17 protein-coding genes and 4 tRNA genes are annotated in these 21,675 nt (G+C 60.9%); 5 read left to right on the top strand and 16 right to left on the bottom strand.

The window, feature by feature from the left end:
• Positions 1–12: 12 nt before the first annotated feature.
• The 11 genes from MU846_RS01160 to MU846_RS01110 form a co-directional block, all read right to left on the bottom strand.
• Entirely contained in the window at positions 13–483 is a 471-nt protein-coding gene (locus tag MU846_RS01160) for a response regulator (RefSeq protein ID WP_246947407.1), read from the bottom strand.
• Complete coding sequence (locus MU846_RS01155) at positions 480–1,388, bottom strand: CheR family methyltransferase (RefSeq protein WP_246947405.1); 909 nt, start codon at positions 1,386–1,388, stop codon at positions 480–482. Before MU846_RS01155 ends, MU846_RS01160 begins: the two co-directional genes overlap by 4 nt.
• Positions 1,385–5,047 (bottom strand): response regulator, encoded by a 3,663-nt coding sequence (locus MU846_RS01150; RefSeq protein ID WP_246947403.1) that lies wholly within the window; start codon positions 5,045–5,047, stop codon positions 1,385–1,387. The genes MU846_RS01155 and MU846_RS01150 overlap by 4 nt, the downstream gene beginning before the upstream one ends.
• Before the next feature lie 325 nt (positions 5,048–5,372).
• A tRNA-Leu gene (locus tag MU846_RS01145) sits at positions 5,373–5,459 on the bottom strand.
• A 35-nt stretch (positions 5,460–5,494) separates the two neighbouring features.
• Positions 5,495–5,568: transfer RNA gene (locus tag MU846_RS01140), tRNA-Cys, on the bottom strand.
• 114 nt (positions 5,569–5,682) lie between these two features.
• A tRNA-Gly gene (locus MU846_RS01135) sits at positions 5,683–5,758 on the bottom strand.
• 292 nt (positions 5,759–6,050) lie between these two features.
• Positions 6,051–6,656: a CDP-diacylglycerol--glycerol-3-phosphate 3-phosphatidyltransferase gene (gene pgsA / locus MU846_RS01130; protein WP_246947401.1), complete on the bottom strand. Its 606-nt coding sequence runs from the start codon at positions 6,654–6,656 to the stop codon at positions 6,051–6,053.
• A 126-nt stretch (positions 6,657–6,782) separates the two neighbouring features.
• Positions 6,783–8,648 (bottom strand): excinuclease ABC subunit UvrC, encoded by a 1,866-nt coding sequence (gene uvrC / locus MU846_RS01125; RefSeq protein WP_371738453.1) that lies wholly within the window; start codon positions 8,646–8,648, stop codon positions 6,783–6,785.
• Between the two features lie 36 nt (positions 8,649–8,684).
• Positions 8,685–9,329, bottom strand: a complete 645-nt coding sequence (gene uvrY / locus MU846_RS01120) for a UvrY/SirA/GacA family response regulator transcription factor (RefSeq protein ID WP_246947399.1) — start codon at positions 9,327–9,329, stop codon at positions 8,685–8,687.
• Positions 9,330–9,525: 196 nt separating this feature from the next.
• Complete coding sequence (locus MU846_RS01115; RefSeq protein ID WP_246947397.1) at positions 9,526–10,347, bottom strand: SIMPL domain-containing protein; 822 nt, start codon at positions 10,345–10,347, stop codon at positions 9,526–9,528.
• 93 nt (positions 10,348–10,440) lie between these two features.
• Positions 10,441–11,709, bottom strand: a complete 1,269-nt coding sequence (locus MU846_RS01110; protein WP_246947395.1) for a DUF2254 domain-containing protein — start codon at positions 11,707–11,709, stop codon at positions 10,441–10,443.
• Between the two features lie 176 nt (positions 11,710–11,885).
• On the opposite strand from MU846_RS01110, the gene MU846_RS01105 reads away from it, so the two are divergent.
• The 5 genes from MU846_RS01105 to MU846_RS01085 all read left to right on the top strand — a co-directional run bounded on the left by MU846_RS01105 (position 11,886) and on the right by MU846_RS01085 (position 14,195).
• Positions 11,886–11,975, top strand: a tRNA-Ser gene (locus MU846_RS01105).
• 496 nt (positions 11,976–12,471) lie between these two features.
• The gene (locus MU846_RS01100; RefSeq protein ID WP_246947392.1) at positions 12,472–13,149 is read left to right on the top strand and encodes a Bax inhibitor-1/YccA family protein; all 678 of its coding nucleotides are present in this window, start codon (positions 12,472–12,474) and stop codon (positions 13,147–13,149) included.
• Positions 13,149–13,538 carry a sulfurtransferase complex subunit TusD gene (gene tusD / locus MU846_RS01095; RefSeq protein ID WP_246947390.1) on the top strand — a complete coding sequence of 130 codons (390 nt, stop codon included), beginning with the start codon at positions 13,149–13,151 and terminating at the stop codon, positions 13,536–13,538. The genes MU846_RS01100 and tusD overlap by 1 nt, the downstream gene beginning before the upstream one ends.
• On the top strand, positions 13,528–13,893 hold the full coding sequence (locus MU846_RS01090) for a DsrE family protein (protein WP_246947389.1): 366 nt from the start codon (positions 13,528–13,530) through the stop codon (positions 13,891–13,893). The genes tusD and MU846_RS01090 overlap by 11 nt, the downstream gene beginning before the upstream one ends.
• Positions 13,893–14,195, top strand: coding sequence for a DsrH/TusB family sulfur metabolism protein (locus MU846_RS01085; protein WP_246947388.1), 303 nt, complete (start codon positions 13,893–13,895; stop codon positions 14,193–14,195). Before MU846_RS01090 ends, MU846_RS01085 begins: the two co-directional genes overlap by 1 nt.
• A 4-nt stretch (positions 14,196–14,199) precedes the next feature.
• Here the strand turns inward: MU846_RS01085 and cysG are convergent, their stop codons facing one another.
• From cysG to MU846_RS01060, 5 genes are all read right to left on the bottom strand, one after another.
• Positions 14,200–15,585, bottom strand: a complete 1,386-nt coding sequence (gene cysG / locus MU846_RS01080; protein ID WP_246947387.1) for a siroheme synthase CysG — start codon at positions 15,583–15,585, stop codon at positions 14,200–14,202.
• 4 nt (positions 15,586–15,589) lie between these two features.
• Positions 15,590–16,885: a serine--tRNA ligase gene (gene serS / locus MU846_RS01075; protein WP_246947381.1), complete on the bottom strand. Its 1,296-nt coding sequence runs from the start codon at positions 16,883–16,885 to the stop codon at positions 15,590–15,592.
• An 86-nt stretch (positions 16,886–16,971) separates the two neighbouring features.
• Entirely contained in the window at positions 16,972–18,312 is a 1,341-nt protein-coding gene (locus tag MU846_RS01070) for a replication-associated recombination protein A (RefSeq protein WP_246947379.1), read from the bottom strand.
• The gene (lolA, locus tag MU846_RS01065; protein WP_246947377.1) at positions 18,309–18,923 is read right to left on the bottom strand and encodes an outer membrane lipoprotein periplasmic chaperone LolA; all 615 of its coding nucleotides are present in this window, start codon (positions 18,921–18,923) and stop codon (positions 18,309–18,311) included. The genes MU846_RS01070 and lolA overlap by 4 nt, the downstream gene beginning before the upstream one ends.
• Positions 18,924–18,950: 27 nt before the next feature.
• Positions 18,951–21,263, bottom strand: coding sequence for a DNA translocase FtsK (locus MU846_RS01060; RefSeq protein WP_246947376.1), 2,313 nt, complete (start codon positions 21,261–21,263; stop codon positions 18,951–18,953).
• Positions 21,264–21,675: the final 412 nt, after the last annotated feature.

Below are 21,675 nucleotides of genomic sequence, written 5' to 3'. Positions count from 1 at the left end.
TGCTGCCGCCGCTCAGCTCTTGCCGCGGAGCTTCTCGGCCTCATAAGCAGCCCTGTAGGCCTGGGCCTCTTTCAGCTTTGCCTGTAGCTCGCGTCGCTGGCGATCCAGCTGGAGAAAGAAGTTGACCTTGCTTTGCAGGATCAGCGGGTCCAGCGGCTTGAAGAGATAATCTACCGCGCCAGCCTGATAGCCCTGGAATACATATTTCTGTTCCTTGCTGATGGCCGTCACGAAAATAATCGGGATCGTCTGCGTATCCTTGCGCTGTCGCATCAGCTCAGCCACCTCAAAGCCATCCATCCCCGGCATCTGCACGTCCAGCAGCACCAGAGACACCTCCTCCTTGAGCAGCACCTTCAATGCCTCCGGCCCGGAGTGCGCCTTGATCAGGCGGCGCCCCGGCTGCTCCAGAATGGCATCCAGAGAGACCAGGTTGGCGGGCTGGTCGTCCACCATCAGTATGCTTTGCTCGATCTCACTCATCGTATTTCTCTTTTCATCAGCTGGCGCTTTCGGAAAATCCGCAGGTCGCCGACCACCGGTTCGAAATGTTCCGCACAACCGGAAAAACGCAGGCTCTCCTTTGTACCGAGGCAAAGGTAGCCGCCCATGTCCAGACTTTCCCGAAACAACTTGAAGACACGCTGTTGAAGATCACGGTCAAAATAGATCAGCACATTACGGCAAACAATCACGTTCATTTCCCCGAACACCTGATCGGTGGCCAGGTCATGATCGGCAAATACAATGTTGCGTTTCAGGCGTTGATCCATGATCACGCCGTCGTACTTGGCAGTGTAATAGTCCGCCAGCGATGCCTTGCCGCCAGCGCGGCGGTAGTTGTCGCTGTATACCTTGATCGCGGCGTAGGAGTAGATGCCTTTCTTGGCAGCTGCCAATACGTTCTTGTCGATATCCGTGGCGTACAGCATGGCGCGCTCGTACAGGCCTTCTTCTTCCAGCAGGATCGCCATGCTGTAGATTTCTTCACCCGTGGAGCACCCGGCATGCCAGATCTTGATGAACGGAAAGGTCTTGAGCACCGGCACCACCTCCTCGCGAAAGGCGCGGTAGAATTCCGGGTCGCGAAACATTTCTGTCACGTTGACGGTCAGGTCATTGAGCAAGGTGACGAAAAATGCCTGATCCCGCAGCACCCGGTCGGTCATCGCCATGATCGACGGCAAGCCGGACATGCCCAGCCGGTGAAGCACACGCCGCCGCAGGGACGCCTTGCTGTAACTGCGAAAATCGTAGCCGTACAGCTGGTATATCGCCTCCAGCAACAGGCGAATTTCGATGTCTTCGATATTCACCTGCTCGTCGCTGATGGGCGGTGGCGTCGGCTCGCTGAGGCCCTGCTCGGGGGTGAGAGGAATGCCGCTCATTTATGCAGCCACACGCGCATCAGAGAGGTCAGTTTTGCCATGTCGATCGGCTTGGAGCAGTAATCGTTTGCACCTGCTTCGATACATTTGGCACGGTCATCCTTCATCGCCTTGGCAGTCAGGGCCAGAATCGGCAGCTTTGCAAAGCGTTCCTGTTTCCGTATCTCTGCCATCGCCTGATAGCCGTCCATTTCCGGCATCATGATATCCATCAACACGATATCCGCGTCCGGCATTTCGTCCAGCGCTTCCAGCGCCTCGCGACCATTATTGGCGATGGTGATATCGAAGCCGAGTTCTTCCAGCTGTGCCGAGAGCGCGTAGATGTTGCGCATGTCATCGTCCACCAGCAGCAGCTTCTTGTCTTCGAACACATCATCCCGGTGCTCGGCGGCCTGGGCAGAGTGACGCGCGTGGCCGGGCAAGGTGGATTCCAGCCAATGGAGAAACAGCGAGGCTTCGTTGAGCAGGCGCTCGGATGAGCGCTCCGTTTTCAGGATGATCCGGTCGGCATACTTGCGCAGCTGGGCTTCTTCCTCGCGGGTCAGATCCTTGCCGGTGTAGATGATGACCGGGACGCTGTCGTAATCGTCACTGCTGTTGATTTTTTCCAGCAGTTCGAAGCCGCTCATATCCGGCAGCGTGAGATCCAGGATCATACAATCGAACACTTGCGTGCGCAGTGCTTCGAGTGCATCCGCACCGTTGGTGGCGGCGGTGATTTCAACACCACGCTGATCGAACAGCTCACGGATGCCCTCGTGCTGGATTTCGCTGTCTTCCACCACCAGCAACCGGCGCACGTTTTTGGAAATGGCGCTCTCGATCTTGGCAAAGGCACCAATAATCTGATTCTTGTTCACCGGCTTGGTGAGGAAGTCGATGGCACCCAGATCCAGCGCTTTCTTGCGTTCATCCTTGCCCGACAGGAAGTGCACCGGGATATCCTTGCTGCGAGGATCAGCCTTGAGCCGCTCCATCACTTCCCAGCCATCCATACCGGGCAAGCCGATATCGAGAATGATCGCGCTGGGCCGGTAATGGCGGGCGTATTCCAGGCCACTTTCGCCGTCTTCGCAAACGTGGCCTTCCAGCCCGTAATCGGCAGCCAGTTCCACCAGCACCTTGGCGAACTCGGTATCGTCTTCGATAATAAGTACGCTTTTCTCCCGTACCAGATAGCCATCTTCCGGCAGTGGCTGCACCACCTCATGGATACGGCTGCCCGGTGCCGGCAATTGCTCCTGTTCCACCGGCTCGTCCAGTGATTGCGCTGTCGCCTCGGAGCCAATCGGCAGATAGAGCATGAAGGTTGCGCCCTGCCCTTCGCCATCACTGTGAATGGCAATCTCGCCGCCGAGCAGCCGCGCAAGCTCGCGGGAAATTGTCAGCCCCAGGCCGGTACCGCCGTATTTGCGGCTTGTGGTGCCGTCGGCCTGCTGGAATGCCTCGAAAATCAGTTGCTGTTTCTCGGTGGGGATACCAATGCCGGTATCAGTTACCGAGAAGCGCAGGGTTTCCCCCGGTATCAGATGGCGGGACGGCAAGCGTTCGTCGGCTGCTGGCTGATCGATCTTGAAGGTGACGCTGCCGTGCTCGGTGAATTTCAGCGCATTGGACAGCATGTTCTTGATGATTTGCTCAAGGCGCTGCCGATCGGCAAAGAACTGCTCTGGTACATCGGTGGCGACATCGGCATGAAATGTCAGGCCGCGATTCTCGGCCACATGGGAAAAGCTGCGGCGGAAGTGTTCGGAAAGCTCCGAGGGACGGATAGCATCGATCACCAGCTCCATCTTGCCTTCCTCGATCTTCGAGATATCGAGGATGTCGTTGATCAACGACAGCAAATCGGTGCCGGCAGAATGGATGACTGATGCATGCTCCACCTGTTTTTCGTCCAGATTGCCGCGCTTGTTCTCCGATAGTGCATTGGACAGTATCAGGATACTGTTCAACGGTGTGCGCAGCTCGTGCGACATGGTGGACAGAAACTCGGATTTGTAGCGGGAAGAAAGCTCAAGTTCGCGCACTTTTTCTTCCAGCTCCTGGCGCAGCAGCTCCAACTCCTGGTTCTTGTGTGTGACTTCGGCCTTCTGCTCCGACATCAACCGCGCCTGCGCCTCTAGCTCCTCGTTCGTCACGCGCAGCTCTTCCTGTTGCGCTTGCAAACTTTCTTCCGATGCCCGCAACGCCTGCGCCTGAGCCTCCAGCTCTTCATTGATGGCCTTGAGCTCTTCCTGTTGCTGCTGCAAGCGGGATTCGGATGCAGACAAATCCATCGCCTGCTGTTCCAGATCCGCATTCACCTGGGCGAGCTCGTGCTTCTGGGTTTCCAGTTCCTGCGCTTGCAGGCGTGTCTGCTCCAGCATCTGTGCCAGGCGTACCCGGTTCTGCGCGGTATGCACGGCAATGGCCAAGGCGTGCACGGCTTGCTGCAAAAACGCCTGATCGTCATCGTCAAATTCCCGGAATGCGGCAATTTCCACCACGCCCTTGATTTCGTCCTCGTGAATGATCGGGGTGACCACTACGTTGCGTGGCGAGGCAGAGCCGGTTGCCGAGGTAACGCTGAGATAGTCCTCCGGCACCCGGCTGAGCAGAATCTGTTTCTGCTCCAGCGCGCATTGCCCCACCAGGCCTTCACCAAGCTGGAACTCGCTGGCCAGATGCTTGCGACGCTCCATGGCGTGCGAGCTGTTCAGGCGTAACAGGTTGTCCTCGTCGTCGAACACGTAGAAAGCACCCACCTGAGCCTGCAAGGCAGGTACCATGTAGTTCAAGATGTTGTCGCCCAGCTGTTGCAGCGTCATGTCACCGCGCATACGGTCGTTGAGCTCCGCCAGGCGTGTTTTCAACAGCTCTTCACGGCTATCATCGTCGCGCGCTTTTTTCAGTGCATCGCGCATCTTGCGAATGGCGTACAACAGCCTGCCGGTTTCATCACGGCTGCGCACCTGGATCTCTGCGTCCCAATCGCCCTGAGCGATATTGTCTGCCGCTTCCACGGCGTAGCGCAGACCGCGGGTAACGCTGCGCGTGACACGCCAGGCGATCAGCGTCAGCAACAGGAAGGTCAGTATGCTGACGCCTAGCCCCACATACTGCATGGTGCGGCTATCTTCCCGGGAGGTTTCGAGCTTGGCGCGGAAACCGGCATAGCGGTTTCGCTCGAAGGCGCGCTGCATTGCTTCGTAGCGGGCCTGCACCGCACCGACACGCTGCAACTGGTTCTCCAGTACTGCCGGGCTGGCGTCGGCGGCTATCGTCAGCTGCGCGAGGGCATCCGCCTCGGCGAGATACTCGTCCACCATCTCCGCCAATTGCGCTACATCGGCGCTCAGATCTGCATCCGTTTCCGAGATGCGCGCCAGAATCTGCTTGTAACGTGCTGCCAGCTGATGCGCCTCGCCCAGCAACGTATGGCTTTGCTGATTCAGCGCCGCAATAAAGGCCTCTCTGACGCCCGCATACGCGAGGTTGCTTTGATTGATGCTCTCCAGAACAGGCACATCGACCTGCTCGATAACACTGAGCTGGCGAATATTCGCCTCATTGTTATAAAAGCCGTAAATGAAATAAGCCAGAAATGCCAGAATGCCCATGCCGGCGACAGAAAGAATTTTCAGCCGGATGGACAGATTGGTAAACCAGTTCATCGAGGTCCCCTTGAGCACAGCAAGCCGAGTGCCGTCCGAATGCCGCTTTGCGGCTGATAGTTTTTCTGGCGGGTGACAGGGCCTGTCAGCCGAATGTCGTAGGCTAACAGATATCATAAAGGTGGCACAATAAAGAACAAACTTTAAGGAAGTGTTTTAGTTGCCTGATTTTATGGGCTTTTTATGATGTCAGTTTGCCGCTATTGCGAATTGCGGCGCATCCAGGATGGCTTTTTGCCCTCAGCCGCAGGGCGGGCAGCACCTGCTGCGCACAAGCGCAACGCAAGCCACTGTGCCCCGGGTCGGAAAGTGGTATGGGAGGGTTTGGTGCCCGGAGCGGGACTCGAACCCGCACGCCCGTTAGGACAAGGGATTTTAAGTCCCATGCGTCTACCAATTTCGCCACCCGGGCAAAGGGTGATTGCGGAGAGCGGGAGCGGAAAACAATGGAGGCGCGGGTCGGAATCGAACCGGCGTATACGGAGTTGCAGTCCGCTGCATAACCACTCTGCCACCGCGCCGTAAAACTGAACTGCCGGATAAATTCACTGATGAACTTCAGTGCCCCGGAAAATAAAAACCCCGGTTGATCCGAGGTTTCTGATCTGCTCGCCGTAGCGAACCTGATCTGAATATGGAGCGGGAAACGAGGCTCGAACTCGCGACCTCAACCTTGGCAAGGTTGCGCTCTACCAACTGAGCTATTCCCGCATTGTACTTTGTTACTACTTCGTGCCCGGTCGCGAGAACTCGCGAGGCTTCGCGCCCCGCCTCAACCTTGGCAAGGTTGCGCTCTACCAACTGAGCTATTCCCGCATTTTGTTTACTGCCTGCATTATCTCGTTAGATGACAATGCCCTGACAGCGGTGAGAATTCTACCTCAGGACCCTGCGCTGTCAAGCAGGCATTCGCTTTTGCTGCTCAAGTGCCGAAAGTTTGAACGAATATGCCTCGAAAGGGCACGTTTCTCGCCAAATGCCCTGCCATACCAGATGCAAACTGTTACTTGCGCGGCCACAGCTCCGGCCAGGCCGCACGCAGATAGCTGGCCATGGACAGCAGTGTCAGGGCAGTCGCCAGATACAGCAGCGAATAGGAAACCCAAAGATCCCACGTCATCAGCAGATCGCCGGCCTTGGTTTTGCCCGGTGTCTGCACCAGCAAAGCAGTAATGGCGATAATCTGTACCACCGTCTTCACTTTACCGACCCAGCTCACTGCTACCCTCGCCCGCTGGCCGATTTCGGCCATCCATTCGCGCAGTGCCGAAACGGCGATCTCGCGTGAAATGATGACCAGCGCCGGAATGGCCATCCAGGCCGTGGCGTGATTTTGCACCAGCAGCACCAATGCTGCAGCGACCATGAGCTTGTCGGCCACCGGATCAAGAAATGCGCCGAAGCGGCTGGTGAGCTTCATGCGGCGAGCGAGGTAACCGTCCAGCCAGTCAGTGATCCCCGCCACGACAAATATTGCCGCTGCCAACCAGCCGCTCCAGTGGTTGGGCAAATAAAAGACCGCCACCAGCACAGGAATCGAAACCAGACGAGCCAGCGTCATCAGGTTGGGCAGGTTCAGCGAAGGTGGAGCGTCATTTCTGTGCGGCATTCTGTATGGGGCTCATCGGCAATGTGTGGCGGCGCGGGGCCAGGGCGGCGCCCTGCCGGGGTGCCGCTATTTTCCGTTTCGGGGCGCCATTATAGCCACAATGTCGCTCGGCAATCACGGCCCCGGCTAGTCGTGCAACCACGCATAGATCGACTCGGCAAGGCTGCGGCTGATTCCCGGTGCGCTGGCGAGCGATTCAACCGACGCGTTGCGCAGCTGCTGCAAGCCGCCAAAATGGTTCAGCAGTTGCTGCCTGCGGCGCGGGCCGATGCCGGGTATCTCCTCCAGCAGCGAGGCGCTGCGTGCCTTGCCGCGCCGGGCGCGATGGCCGGTGAGCGCGAAGCGATGTGCCTCGTCACGAATCTGTTGCAGCAAATGCAGCGCCGGATCGTCCGCTGTCGGCGCGAAGGTGCGGCCGTCACCGTGGTGTAGCACTTCAAGCCCGGCCTTGCGCGACGGCCCCTTGCTGATGCCGAGCACCGGCAGCGCGGCGAGATCAATCAGTGCAAGTGCAGCGATAACAGCGCCTACCTGTCCCTTTCCACCATCGATCAACAGTAGTTCCGGCAGTGCCTTTCCTTCCCGCGCCATGCGCTGATAGCGGCGTGTGACCGCTTCAGCCAGCGCGGCATAATCATCGCCGCCCTGGGGAGGCGAGACATTGAAACGGCGATAGTCGCCCTTGATCGCACCTTCCGGGCCGAATACCACACAGGAGGCCACCGCCTGTTCGCCGCCGGTATGGCTGATATCAAAACATTCGATCCGCGCTGGTGGGCTTTCCACATCCAGCAAGCGTGCGAGCGCGGCGTAGCGCTGGTTGATGTTGTCGCGGCTGGTGAGCTTGCCAATCAGGCTCTGCTCGGCGTTTTCCTTCGCCATACGCAACCAGGCCAGCCGCTCGCCTCGCACAGTGCTGGCAAAGCGCACCTTGCGGCCACGGGCTTCACGCAGCGCAGCGGCCAGCGTCTCCAGCCCGCCTACCGGGCGATCCAGGATTACCTCGGCCGGCAGCGCCAGATCGCCGCGGTCGCCGAGGTAATATTGAGACAGGAACGCATCCAGCACGTCCTCCTCGGTATCCTCCGGGCGCACTTTGGGAAAATAGCTGTGATGGCCAAGCACCCTGCCCTGGCGCACCACCAGAATCTCGACCACGGCAATGCCGTGGCGGGCCAGCACTGCGAGCACGTCCACATCGCCACGGTCGGTATCCACATATTGCTTCTGCTGCACCAGGCGAATGGCGGCAATCTGATCGCGCAGTTCTGCGGCACGCTCGAAATCCAGCGCTTCGGCAGCCGCCGCCATGCGGCGCTCCAATGCGTCGGTCACGGCGCCATCGCGGCCGTCGAGAAAATCAATCGCCAATGCCACCTGGCGGCGATAATCCTCTTCGCTCACCAGGCCGACACAAGGCGCGGTGCAGCGTTTGATCTGGTATTGCAGGCAGGGCCGTGTGCGGTTGCTGAAAAAGCTGTCGGTGCAGTTTCGCAGGCGAAATACTTTTTCGACGACGTTCAGTGCCTCGCGTACGCTGCCGGAGCTGGGGTATGGCCCGAAGTAGCGGCTTTTGGCCCGCCGCTTACCGCGATGAAAGGCGATGCGTGGGAAAGTCTGCTCCACGCTCAGGCGAATATAAGGGTAGGATTTATCATCGCGCAGCAGGATATTGTAGGGCGGGCGCAGCTCCTTGATCAGCGCCTGCTCCAGCAGCAGCGCTTCGGTTTCATCACTGGTGACGGTGGTTTGCACCCCCGCCAGCCTGGCCATCAATGCGCGAGTCTTGACTGCGTCGATGCGCTTTTGAAAGTAGCTGCCCAGCCGGGCACGCAAATCCCGTGCCTTGCCGACATACAGCACCGAGCCGTCACCGGCCAGCATTCGGTAGACACCCGGCTTGCGGCTGCAATGGCGCAGGAAGGAAGCGGAATCGAAATCGGGGTGCAGCGAGTTGGGGCCGTCTGCGGGAGAATCCGTACTGGCTGGCATACTCCGGCTACCAAGTGGTCAACGGCCCGAATTATGTCAGACCGCCATCTTGGTATCCAGCATACCGTGGCGCACCGCAAGCAGCGTCATCTCCACATCACTGGTAATGCTCAGCTTGTCGAAGATGCGATAGCGATAGGTATTGACCGTTTTCGGAGAGAGGCACAGCTTGTCGGAAATGTCCTGCACCTTGTGGCAGTTGACGATCATCATCATGATCTGCAACTCCCGCTCCGAGAGCAGCTCGAAGGGTGTGGCCTCGGCATCGTAAGGTTTCAAGGCCATGGTCTGGGCAATATGCGGGCTGATGTAGCGCTGCCCGGCGTTCACGACCCGGATAGCGCGCAACATCTCCTCGATATCGGCGCCTTTTGTTATGTAACCCAGTGCTCCGGCGCGCAGCAGCCGCGAGGGAAATGGTTCTTCTTCGCACACCGTGACCGCGACAACCCGTATGGCATCATTGGCGCGCACGATCTTGCGTGTCGCCTCCAGGCCCCCCATGCCCGGCATCTTGATATCCATCAACACCACATCCGGCTCGAGCTCCCGCGCCAGCCGCACAGCTTCTTCGCCGCTGTCTGCCTGCGCCAGAACCCGAATCCCGTCGACATCCCCCAACATGCGCGCGATACCCGTGCGCACGAGGTCATGATCATCAACTACCATAACCTTAATCATTGTTGTCTCCGTTTGATTGTTATCCCTAACAATAAGGTTGTACCGCTGGCGTTCCGGTAAGCCCACCGTTGCAACATCAACCAGCGGCGAGAACAGGTTACCCCGGCCGCACTGCTATTTGAAGTGATGGCACGGGGCTTGCCCGTGCCCGCAACACGGCAGACGGTAGAGCGGGGATAGAGCACGGCCAGCGATATCACCGCAGGGCATAAACCGCACAAACCCGAGCTTCCACACGCTGCGGCTGCAAATCCGCCGCCAGCGCGAAGTGCTCTGCCGCTTCTGCCAGCTGTTGGGGAGTAGCGTCACGCAAAGACAGCGCTGGGGCCGGCGCGGCAGCCGCGGCTCTTGCCACGGTGGCCTGCCCATAGCTCCCCATCGCTGCCGAGGGGCTGCCCAGGCACGGCCCGGTGCCTTCCTGAAGCAGCATCAATTCTCCCAGCTTGGCGCCGGTGGCTTGTGCGGCTAGCCGGGCACGCTGATGTGCGTCTTCTATTGCTGCCTGAAATGCCAGCCGCTGGCTGTCGGCTGTGGGCTCCAGGAAAAACTGCATCGGCGACGATTGCACCGGGCCGGCGGCCAGCGCTGCACCGCGTGCCGTACCGGCCTGCTCCGGCGCCAGCACCGTGACATTGACAGTCACGCGGGCGACATAACCCAACAGGGCGTCAGGGTGCACATTCTCGACCAGTTGCTCCTCATGCTCCCGAACACGGCGACGCACCTGCTGATAATAAGGCCGCACGTTCAGATCCGAGGTGATGCGCACGGTATCGCCAGAGGCCAGGCGTACAGCCTCGGTGGCGCGGTTGGCCCGCTCCACCACGCGGGCAGCCGCCGCTTCGCTGGCTTCGGCTTTTTCTTCGAATTCGACACTGAAACGGGCACGGTTGGGGGGCTGCTCGGTAAAGGCACGGCCAAGAATCTCCATGGCAGGCTCGGCGTCCGAGCTGCTTTGCGGCGGCGCACAGGCGATCAGGCCCAGGCTGCCAACAAGAATCAACACGATAAACTTCACTGGTGATTTCTCCCTTGCACGTTGGTTTGCCGTCATATTGCGCCTGACGCTCGCGTGGCGCCTATCGGACAGGTATGACGGTGATTGTCGGGATCAGGCGCCCCAGGCATCGCTCAAGGCCTTCAGGCGCCGACGATCGGCCTCCAGCGTCATCACGGCGCTCGCCCGCTCCAGTGCCAGACCGGCCTGGTAGCGCGCAGCGTCACGAAAATCATCGTCGCCCAGCTGTGCCAGCGCGTGCAGGGATTTCTGCAAGCGCAGTTGTATTTCGATCAAGCCTGCGCCATCACGGGCCATCAGCAAGAAGGCATCCTCGAACAGATCCCGGCTACTCAGCGGTGGCACATGCACCGCCGGATGCATTATCTCCACGTCCTTTGCCTGCTCGCTTTCACGGGCACACAGACAAAGCAGCCGGGTCATCCGTCCGATGACATCAATCGCGGTGCCTGGATCATTGCTCGCCGGCGACAGCGCTCGCGAGCCCACTTCACTCAGCACCGCGAGGCCGAAGCGCGGATCTTGCTCGAAGCTGCGCTCCCGGCCGATGGAAAATGCACGGCACAGTGCTTCGCGTAAAGCCGGTGTATCGTCAATCGCTGTGCTGGGCGAAAACCAGGCAAGCGGGGTGTGAGGGTAAATGAATGTGCCCGGTAACGCGGCAATATAGATCTCGCCCTGATGGTGAGCGCAACTGTGTTGCAGGGCCGCCATGTCGATGTGCTGCACATAACCCACCAGATCAAGCGTCAGCGGCTCTGCCGAGGCTGGTATGGTTCCGGGGTCGTGCAGCGGTGTGCCGCCAAGAAAAGGCGCTGCCATGCGATCAAGTATCGCCTGTTTGGCGGCCTGCTCCACGCGCTCTGTCGTCTCGCCCACCCGGCCGAGCCGGGTCAGATGATCTATCCAGCGCAACAGTGACACCACGATCAGCACGATCACGCCGATGGTGATGATGAACAGAATGACACGGCCACGCTCGCCATAAGCGCCAGTCTTCAGCGCCACCATGCCGACCATGCTGAACAGAAACGAGCCGATGAACGTCGACAGCACCGTAAGCGTCACCTTGTCTTCCATCAGCAAGCGCGTGGCCCGCGGGGTGACATTGCTGGTCGCCGATGAATAGGCAGACACCATCACACTGAGAGAAAAGGTGGTCACCGCCAGCATGCTGGAGGCAATGATGTTGAGAATGCCATCGACTGCCTCGGCGGCAATGGAGCCGGGGATATCCCAGGGAACATAGCGCTCGGCCACAGCTGCCAGAATGGCGCCGAGCACACCAAGCATTCCGATCAGGGTGGTGCGCACCCACAGCCTGCGCGTTATATGAGACAAGATCCATTGCCAGCGCGACATGAGCGTTCTCTCGATCTGCAATCTGGAGGTGCCAGCATAGTGGCTTGAAACGCAGACAAGGGGAAGCCATCTCACGCGCCGCCGCAGCCAGACCCGGTTGCCCCTTTTTGGTTGACTGTTCGGCTGACCTGTTTATCATGCCTGCTTCTGTTCGCGTACCGCCGCGACTGATTTCTGGAGAGGTGGCAGAGCGGTTGAATGCAACGGTCTTGAAAACCGTCGAGGATTAACCTCCTCCGTGGGTTCGAATCCCACCCTCTCCGCCATAAATACAAAGCCCGGCTAACAGCCGGGTTTTGTGTTTATGCATCCGGGGGATGAGAACCCACCGGTTCGACCGGAGCCTGCGCAGCAGGCGGAGGAACGTCGTAGCGCAGCGAAGACGGCCCCGCAGGGGCGAGGCGCGCAGCGCCGAGTCATCCCACCCTCTCCGCCATAAACACAAAGCCCGGCTAACAGCCGGGTTTTGTGTTTATGCATCCGGGGGATGAGAACCCACGGGTTCGACCGGAGCCTGCGCAGCAGGCGGAGGAACGTCGTAGCGCAGCGAAGACGGCCCCGAAGGGGCGAGGCGCGCAGCGCCGAGTCATCCCGTGTGTTGGTCGGTGCCCTGTCCTCGCGGTGCCTTCATCAGCCCTGCGATTCTTGATCTGGCAGCCTTTCCTTCCTTTTATAACAGCATGTTATGCAGGCTTGTCTTGGAATTTGCACGCTGCGCTTCTATGATTCGGGTGCAATCCACACGACTGGGGTAACACACCTATGGATAAGGAATACCGCTACACCGCGTCCGCTGGCACATCTGCGCTGCCGGCTGAACAGGCTGCGGGCGTATTGCGCAACACCTACGGCCTGCTGGCCATGTCGCTCGCGGTGGCTGCTGCAACAGCCTGGCTGGCGATGGCGAGCAATATGGCGCCAATGAACCCGCTGATCGTCATCGGGGTTTACTTTGCGCTGCTGTTCGTCAATGCAAAGCTGGAAAATAGCGCCTGGGGCATTCTCAGTGTGTTCGGCATCACCGGCTGGCTCGGCTTTACCACCGGCCCGCTGATCAACGCCTATGCACAGATTCCGGGTGGCACCGAGCTGGTCACTCTGGCGCTGGGCATGACGGCGGTGGTGTTCATTGCGATGTCTGCCATTGCACTGGTAACGCGGAAGGATTTTTCCTTCATGGGGCGCTTCCTGATGGTGGGCCTGATCGTCGCGTTCGTAGCTGGCCTGGCGAGCTTTTTCTTCAATCTGAGCACGTTGTCGCTGGTGGTTTCTGCGATGTTTGCCCTGCTCTCCTCGCTGCTGATCCTGTGGCAGACCAGCGCCATCATCAACGGCGGCGAAACCAATTATATTCGCGCCACCGTGGTGCTGTTCATTTCGCTGTATAACCTGTTCCTCTCGCTGCTGCACCTGCTCACCGCCCTGGGCGGCGATGACTGATGCAGTACAGCCTGCTGGTGACTGCCGGGCCTGATGCCCGTGCGGCCACCACCGCCCTGCGTGCCGCGGAAGCTGTGCTGGCACGCGGGCACCGCATTTTCCGCATCTTTTTCTATCGCCAGGGCGTGCTGCTCGCCAGCCGCTTGCCCCGTGTCGGTGACAACGAACACGATATCTGCGCTGCCTGGCGCGCCTTCATTGATAAACACCAACTGGATGCCGTGGTGTGCGTCAGCGCAGCGCTGCGCCGTGGCGTGCTCGATCAGGGCGAGGCGGATCGGCTGGGCGCAGGTGCGGGCAATCTGGCGCCGGAATTCGCGCTGTCGGGGTTGGGGCAATGGGCCGAGGCAACGGCCATCAGTGATCGGGTGCTGAGCTTTGGGCGCTGAAGCGATAACGGCCGGGCCGCAAGAGGTGGTGTTGCTGTGTCGCTCGGCGCCCGGCCAGGATCAGGCATTGCCGGAGCTGCTGGACATGGCGCTGACCACTGCGGTGTTCGGGCAATCGGTAGCGCTGCTGCTGGTGGGCGACGGCGTCCGTCATCTGCAACCACCAAGTGCCGATTCCTCTTTCGCAGAAGCGCTGGCTTCACTGGTGGATTACGGCATTCAGGGCTGGGTGGATGAAGGTGCGCTGCGTGAGGCGGGCATTGCCGTGGCTGATTTGCCGAGCGCTTTCCGGGCGGCATCGATGGCGGAGATCGCCGCTGTGATGGCGGCCTCCCGCCACCTCTGGGGGTGGTAATGAGTGGCACGCTTCATCTGATTGCTTTCCCGCCTTCACGCCACGATCTGTTGGCGCTGCTGCGCAGTACGCTGGTGCCGGAGGATCAGTTGCTGCTGATGGAGAGCGCGGTGCTGATGGCGGGTGCCGGAGTGGCGGCGGAACAGGCCCGTGCCGCCTGGGCGGGGCACCGCTGCCAGGTGATCGAGGATGATCTGACTGCGCTCGGCATTCGCCCTGTGCCCGGCATCGACGCCATCAGCTGGGTGGAAGCCATCGCACTGAGCGAGCAACTGCCGCGCAGCCTGAGCTGGTGGCCGTAGCGGTTCAGCCAAACCAGCGCAGCGCCGGGTATAACCCGACCACTTCGCCGATCACCAGCAGCGTGGGCGCTGGCAAAGCGGCGTCTCTGGCCTGCTCCGGCAGGCTGGCAAGCGTGCCCACGACCACCTGCTGGCTCGCCAGCGTGCCCTGCGATACCAGCGCCGCCGGTGTTTCGGCCGGTTTCCCTGCACGGATCAATTCACGGCTGATATCCGGCAGGCTCAACAGACCCATGTAGAACACCAGTGTTTCCCGTGGCGTGGTCAGCGCCGCCCAAGGCAAATCCAGCTCGCCGTTTTCCTTGCGATGGCCGGTCACAAACCGTACTGATTGGGCATGATCACGGTGTGTCAGCGGGATGCCCGCATAAGCGGCGCAGCCCGAGGCGGCAGTGATGCCGGGCACCACCTGAAAACGAATGCCTTCTGCCACGACGCGCTCGAGTTCCTCGCCACCCCGGCCAAAAATAAACGGGTCACCGCCTTTGAGGCGGCAAACCTTTTTACCTGCCCGTGCGTACTGCACCAGCAGATCGTTGATCTGCTCCTGCGGCAGCACATGCTCGGAGCGCTGCTTGCCCACGTAGATCAGATCGGCATCGCGTCGCGCCAGTTCGAGCACGCCCGGTGACACCAGCCGGTCGTACAGCACTACATCGGCTTTCTGTAGCAGGCGCAGTGCGCGAAAGGTCAGCAAATCGGGGTCGCCGGGGCCGGCGCCGACCAGATAGACCTCCCCTTGCGACAACTTGTCGGCATCGGCCTTTTCGATCGCGGCATCCAGCAATGCCCCGGCCTCTTTGGCGCGGCCGGCGAGGCTTTGCTCCACCACCGGGCCATCCAGCACCTGCTCCCAGAACAGGCGGCGGGCAGAAATGACGGGCAGTTTTTTCGCCAGCGCTGCACGGCGGCTGCCCATCAGGCTGGCCAGCTCACCCCAGCGCGCCGGCAGCCAGGATTCGATGCGGCTGCGCAGCCAGCGGGCCAGCACCGGCGAGGCGCCGCCAGTGCTGATACTGACCAGCAACGGGTCACGATCGACGATAGCGGGAAAGATGAAACTGCACAGTGCCGGCGCATCCACCACATTAACCGGAATGTTACGCGCCTGGGCCGCCTCGGACACGGCTCTGTTGACGCGCTTCTCGTCGGTAGCCGCCACGGCAATCTGAACACCGTCGAGATCAGCGGGCGCGAAGGTGCGCGCCCGCAATTCGCCGTCGCCAGCTTGCACCAGCTCCGCCAGTGCCGGCTCGATCAACGGCGCCACCAGCCGTATTCTCGCACCGGCCCGTGCCAGCAATCGCGCCTTGCGCAGTGCAATATCGCCGCCGCCGACCAGCAGCACCCACTGCTCCGCCACTCGCCACGACACTGGCAGGTACTGCATGTGTTCAGCCTCCCAGCCGCTCGGCGCCACGCAAGTATGGCCGCAGCGCGGAGGGAATATTGATGCTGCCGTCTTCGTTCTGGCCATTCTCCAGCAGCGCCACCAGAGTGCGGCCCACGGCCAGCCCTGAGCCGTTGAGCGTATGCACCAGCTCCGGCTTGCCGGTTTCGGGATTGCGCCAGCGCGCCTGCATACGGCGCGCCTGGAAATCGCGAAAATTGGAGCAGGAAGATATCTCGCGATAGGTATTCTGGCTCGGAATCCAGACTTCGATGTCGTAGGTTTTGGCGGCCGAGAAGCCCATGTCGCCACCACACAGGGTGACCACGCGATAAGGCAATTCCAGCAATTGCAGGATGTGTTCGGCGTGGCCGGTCAAGGCTTCCAGGGCCGCGTCGGATTCCGTGGGCGGCACCAGTTGCACCAGCTCGACTTTCTCGAACTGGTGCTGGCGAATCATGCCCCGGGTGTCGCGCCCGTGGCTGCCGGCCTCGCTGCGAAAGCAAGGTGTGTGGCAGACCCGCTTCTGCGGCAACTCGGCGGCTTCGAGAATTTCGTCGGCGAACAGGTTGGTGACGGGCACTTCGGCGGTGGGGATCAGATACAGTTCGCGCTCCCCTTCCAGCCGGAACAGGTCATCGGCGAATTTCGGCAACTGCCCGGTGCCATACAGCGCCTCGGGGCCAACCATGTACGGCACATAGGTTTCCAGATAACCGTGCTCGCGGGTGTGTGTATCGAGCATGAAGTCGATCAGTGCTCGATGCAGCCGCGCCAGGCTGCCTGTCATTACGGCGAAGCGGGCGCCGGACAGTTTCGCGGCGCGTTCAAAATCCAGCGTGCCGTCACGCAGCCCTGCGCCCAGATCAACATGATCCCGAGGCGCAAAACCCAGTTCGCGGGGCGTACCCCAGCGGCGCACTTCGATGTTGTCCTGCTCGTCCTTGCCGGGCGGCACGTCTTCATGGGGAATGTTCGGAATGCCGGAAAGAAACTCCCGCAGCTGCTCCTGAATCGCCTGTGCCCGCTGCACCTCGCGATCCAGTTCGGCGTCGATCTGCACCAGGGTTTCGGCCACCTGGGCCTTGGCGTCGTCCACGGATTTGCCCGCCTGCACAAGCTCACCGATCTGCCGTGAGGCTTGCTTGCGGCTTGCTTGCAACTCCTGCGAGCGCACATCAGCGCTCTTGCGCTCGGCGTCCAGGGCTTCAAAGGCAGCCAGATCCAGCTCAAAACCTCGCAAGGCGAGCCTGGCCTTGATCTCTTCTCCCGCTTTACGCAGTTCGCGAATATCCAGCATGTGTCTGAATCCAGATCGGTAGTCGTTGAAAGGCGGACATTATCAGGAAGTCGGCGCCGGTATGCGAGTGCTGGCGTGGTGCCGCCTCACTTGTCACGGCGCCAGTCGCTGTGCTTGTCCTTTTCCCGCAGCGAGGCGAGCTTGTCGGCAATACGGATTTCCAGCCCTCGCGGAACAGGCTGGTAAAAGCTGCGCCGGGGGATGGTGGTCGGAAAGTAGTTTTCCCCTGCCACATACGCATCGGGGAAATCGTGCGCGTAACGATAGCTTTCGCCATAACCTTGCTCTTTCATCAGCTTGGTGGGCGCGTTACGCAAGTGCAGTGGCACTTCGTCGGTCGGATGTGCAGCGACAAACCGGCGCGCTTCGTTATAGGCGCTATAAACCGCATTGCTCTTGGCGGCCACGGCCAGGTAAACCAGCGCCTGCGCAATCGCCAGCTCACCCTCGGGTGAACCCAGCCGCTCCTGCACCTCCCAGGCATCCAGCGCCAGACGCAATGCGCGGGGATCAGCGTTGCCGATGTCTTCGCTGGCCATGCGCACCACGCGGCGGGCGATGTAGAGCGGGTCGGCACCGCCGTCGAGCATGCGCGCAAACCAGTACAGGGTTGCATCAGGATCAGAGCCGCGCACGGATTTGTGCAGCGCGCTGATCTGGTCATAGAAGATGTCGCCGCCTTTGTCGAAACGGCGCAGGCTGTCGCGAAACAGCTCCTTGAGCAAGGCTTCGGTAATTTCGCCCTCTTCGCCCCGGGCCAGATCGCCGGCAATTTCCAGCAGGTTCAACAGGCGCCGGGCATCGCCATCCACCTGATCCAGCAGCAAACCACGGGCGGCGTCGCCCATTTTCAATCCGGCCAGCGGCTCTGATGCCAGTGCGCGCTCAAGCAGTTGCGCCAGATCGTCCCGCTGCAAGGATTGCAGGCGGTAGACACGCGCCCTGGAGAGCAAGGCGTTGTTGAGCTCGAAGGACGGGTTTTCCGTGGTGGCGCCAATGAAAATTACCGTGCCATCTTCAACATGGGGCAAAAAGGCATCCTGCTGGGACTTGTTGAAGCGGTGCACCTCGTCCACGAACAGCACGGTACGCTGGCCCAGCGCCAGGCGCTCGCGAGCGCGCTCGACCTCGGCGCGGATATCCTTGACGCCAGCCAGCACCGCCGAGAGCGTGACAAAGGTGGCCTGCACATGATTCGCCAGAATCAGCGCCAGGGTGGTCTTGCCGGTGCCGGGCGGCCCCCAGAGAATCATCGAGTGCAGCTGCGCCTGATCCAGCGCCCGCCGCAGCGGCGTGCCGGCACCCACCAGATGCTGCTGGCCCACATAGTCGGCCAGGCTGGCAGGCCGCAGCCGTGCAGCAAGCGGCTGGTGCCGGGCGCGCTCACCTGCGCTGGCGCTGGCGTCGCTGCTGAAGAGATCGTTCATGATTCGGTAATGACATCCGCATTTTCGGGCGGTGTGAACCGGAACAGCGCGGCGTCCAGCGGCTGGTTCAGGCGTACATTGCGAAATTCGATGGTGGTCATCTGGCCCAGCGCATCTTCAAGGCGCATCCCCTGCGGTGTATCGCCAGCGAAGGTGACTTCCAGCAGGCTGAACAGCGGATCATCACCGCGTGGGCGCAACCGGTAGGTGACGCTGCCCGCGTGGCGATCTGCTTCTTCAATGAGGAATTCGCTCGCCACTTCCTGCGGATTGCCACTGAACAACAGCGCCGGTGTGTTGCCGACTTCCTTGCCCAGCGCACGCTGCACCGCCTGTTCCAGATCGATATCGTAGATCCACACGACATCGCCATCGGAAACAATCAACTGCTCATAGGGTGTCTCGGCGTGCCAGCGAAACTGCCGAGGGCGCGCCACCTGCATCTCGCCTTGGGCTTCCTGCAAGCGTGAGCCGTTGCGATCCAGCACCAGCTGCTCGAAATCGCAGCTCATGCTGCGCACCCCTGCCAGGCGTTGCACCAGCTCTTCCGTGGCGTTGCCCCAGGCGGCTGGCGCCAGCGCCAGCAGCACATACAGATACCATCTTCTCATGCAACGCTCCTGCGTCATCAGGCCGGGTCAGTCACGCCCCGGCACTATCACTTCTCGCTGGCCATTATGCCCCGCAGCGCTGACTACGCCAGCCATCTCCATGGCTTCCACCAGCCGGGCTGCGCGGTTGTAGCCGATCTTGAGCTTGCGCTGCACCGCCGAAATCGATGCACGGCGGCTTTCGATGACATGAGCAACGGCCTCGTCGTAGAGCGGGTCCTGCTCGGCGTCGTCACCCTCGCCTGCATCGATGCCGCCGTAACCGCTGCCTTCGGCACTTTCCAGAATCTCCGGCAGATAATTCGGCGCGCCGCGCTTGCGCCAGTCGTCGCACACGCGGTGCACTTCTTCATCTGAGACAAAGGCGCCGTGCACACGTTCCGGCACGCTGACCCCCACTGGCAGATAAAGCATGTCGCCGTGACCCAGCAACTGCTCTGCCCCGCCCTGATCGAGCACGGTGCGGGAGTCGATCTTGGACGATACCTGGAACGCCATCCGCGACGGCACGTTAGCTTTGATCAGCCCAGTGATCACATCCACCGACGGCCGCTGTGTAGCCAGGATCAGGTGAATGCCGGCGGCGCGTGCCTTCTGGGCGATACGGGCAATCAGCTCTTCCACTTTCTTGCCGACGATCATCATCATGTCGGCAAACTCATCGACCACAATGACGATGTATGGCAGTTTTTCCAGCAGTGGTGCTTCTTCCGAGAGATCCATCGGATCATTCGGCTTCCAGAGCGGATCCTTGATCGGTGCACCCTGCTTCTGGGCCTCTGCGATCTTGCGATTGAAACCTGCCAGGTTGCGCACGCCCATCGCGGCCATCAGGCGATAGCGGCGTTCCATTTCTCCAACACCCCAGCGCAGCGCACTGGCGGCCTCTTTCATGTCCGTCACCACCGGCGTCAGCAGGTGCGGAATACCGTCATAGACCGCCAGTTCCAGCATCTTCGGGTCGATCATGATCAGGCGTACTTCCTCCGGGGAGGATTTGAACAGGATCGACAGCAGCATCGCGTTCAGGCCGACCGACTTGCCCGAGCCGGTGGTGCCGGCCACCAGCAAGTGCGGCATCCTGGAGAGATCGGCTACCACCGGGCGGCCGCTGATATCCTTGCCCAGCGCCAGCGTCAGCGGCGACGGCGAATCATCGAAGGCCTTGCTCGCCACCGCTTCGGTGAAGCGGATCATCTCCCGCTGCTCGTTGGGAATCTCGATGCCGACTGTGGTTTTGCCGGGGATTACCTCGACCACGCGCACCGAGATCACCGCCAGCGAGCGCGCCAGATCTTTCGCCAGATTGGTAATCCGGCTGACCTTGATGCCCGCCGCGGGCTGAATCTCGAAGCGGGTGATGACCGGCCCCGGCTGCACCGCCACCACTTCTGCTTCGATATTGAAATCGCGCAGCTTGATTTCCAGCAGCCGTGACATGGCATCCAGCGCCTCGTCGGAAAAACCGCCTCGGCCGTCTTCGTCGGCGCTATCAAGCAAGCCCAACGATGGCAGATCGCCAGTAACCTGCGACTGGAACAGCGGTTGCTGTTTCTCTTTTTCGGCCCGCACGCTGGTTTCCACTCTCTTTACCGGCGCGGCGATCTTGGGCGGCACGCGATTGACGGCCTTGCGTTTCGCCACCTCGACCACTTCACGGCGTTGTGCCGCCGCGAGCTTGCCCTGGCGCCGGTCTTCCCGGCGCTCCCGCAGCGCCTTGATCCACTGCGGAATACGTTGCGTGGCGGCCATGGCAAAGGCGCCCAGACGCTCGGCAAGGCGAATCCAGGAGAGATCGGTGAAGATCGTCATGCCGATCAGAAACAGCGTCACCAGCACCAGATTGCCGCCGGTGTAATTGAAAGCGTGCATCGACGCCGCGCCCACGACCTGGCCGAGCACGCCGCCGGCGTCCTCCGGCAACGGACTGCCGGTGCCGCCAAAATGCATGTACGCCAGCCCGGTGCCGGCCATCATGGTCAGAATGAAGCCCACCAGCCGCAGGCTGAACATCGGCCAGTTGCCCGCCAGCCCCGCGTGCCGCTCCCGCAGCACCCGCACGCCCCAGAAGGCCACCAGCACCGGAAACAGATAAGCGAGATAGCCGAACAGCAGAAACAGCAAATCGGCAGCAAAGGCGCCGAAGCGACCGCCCGCATTGGCCACCTCGCGGCCACTGGTCACATACGACCAGCCCGGATCGGCGGAATTGTAGGTTGCCAGCGCCAGCAGCAGATAAAGCGATAACGCCAGCAAACTGATGATGGTGCCTTCCAGCAGCCCCCGTTGCAGATGTCGCGCCCAGCCCGGCGTCTCTGCCTGGATCTTGGCCTTGCTCACTTCGCGATACTCATGTTCTTGCCTGTTCCCCGCATTGTCGCCTTTCCTGGCCCAGCCAGCACGGGCACCAGCCCGGCCATGCGTCGCGTCACCGCCAGGCGAGAAGTCACACAAAATAAGGCGGCTAACTAGATGAATTGATAGGAATTCTACGCGCAATAGCGGTGAAGCTCCACCCCTCGCACAGTGGGCGCCTGGCTTTACCTCACGAAGCGGCTTCACCTTTTACAAAGCGGCCTCACCGCACGAAGAAGCCTTGTCTGGCGCAGCGGCCCGTAGCTTACCGAGAGGCTCCCGGCTTGCAAAAAGCCCTGACTCAAACGACGAGCCCTGACTTATAGAAAGCCCCTACCTTGCGCGTAGCGCCGCCGCCCACTTTGCCTTCGCCAAGGGCAGCTTACCTCTTTTCAGG

It is taken from the genome of Alcanivorax quisquiliarum (assembly GCF_023051175.1).
In the GTDB taxonomy this organism is placed as follows: domain Bacteria; phylum Pseudomonadota; class Gammaproteobacteria; order Pseudomonadales; family Alcanivoracaceae; genus Isoalcanivorax; species Isoalcanivorax quisquiliarum.
This window is presented reverse-complemented; position numbering and strand designations above follow the sequence as displayed.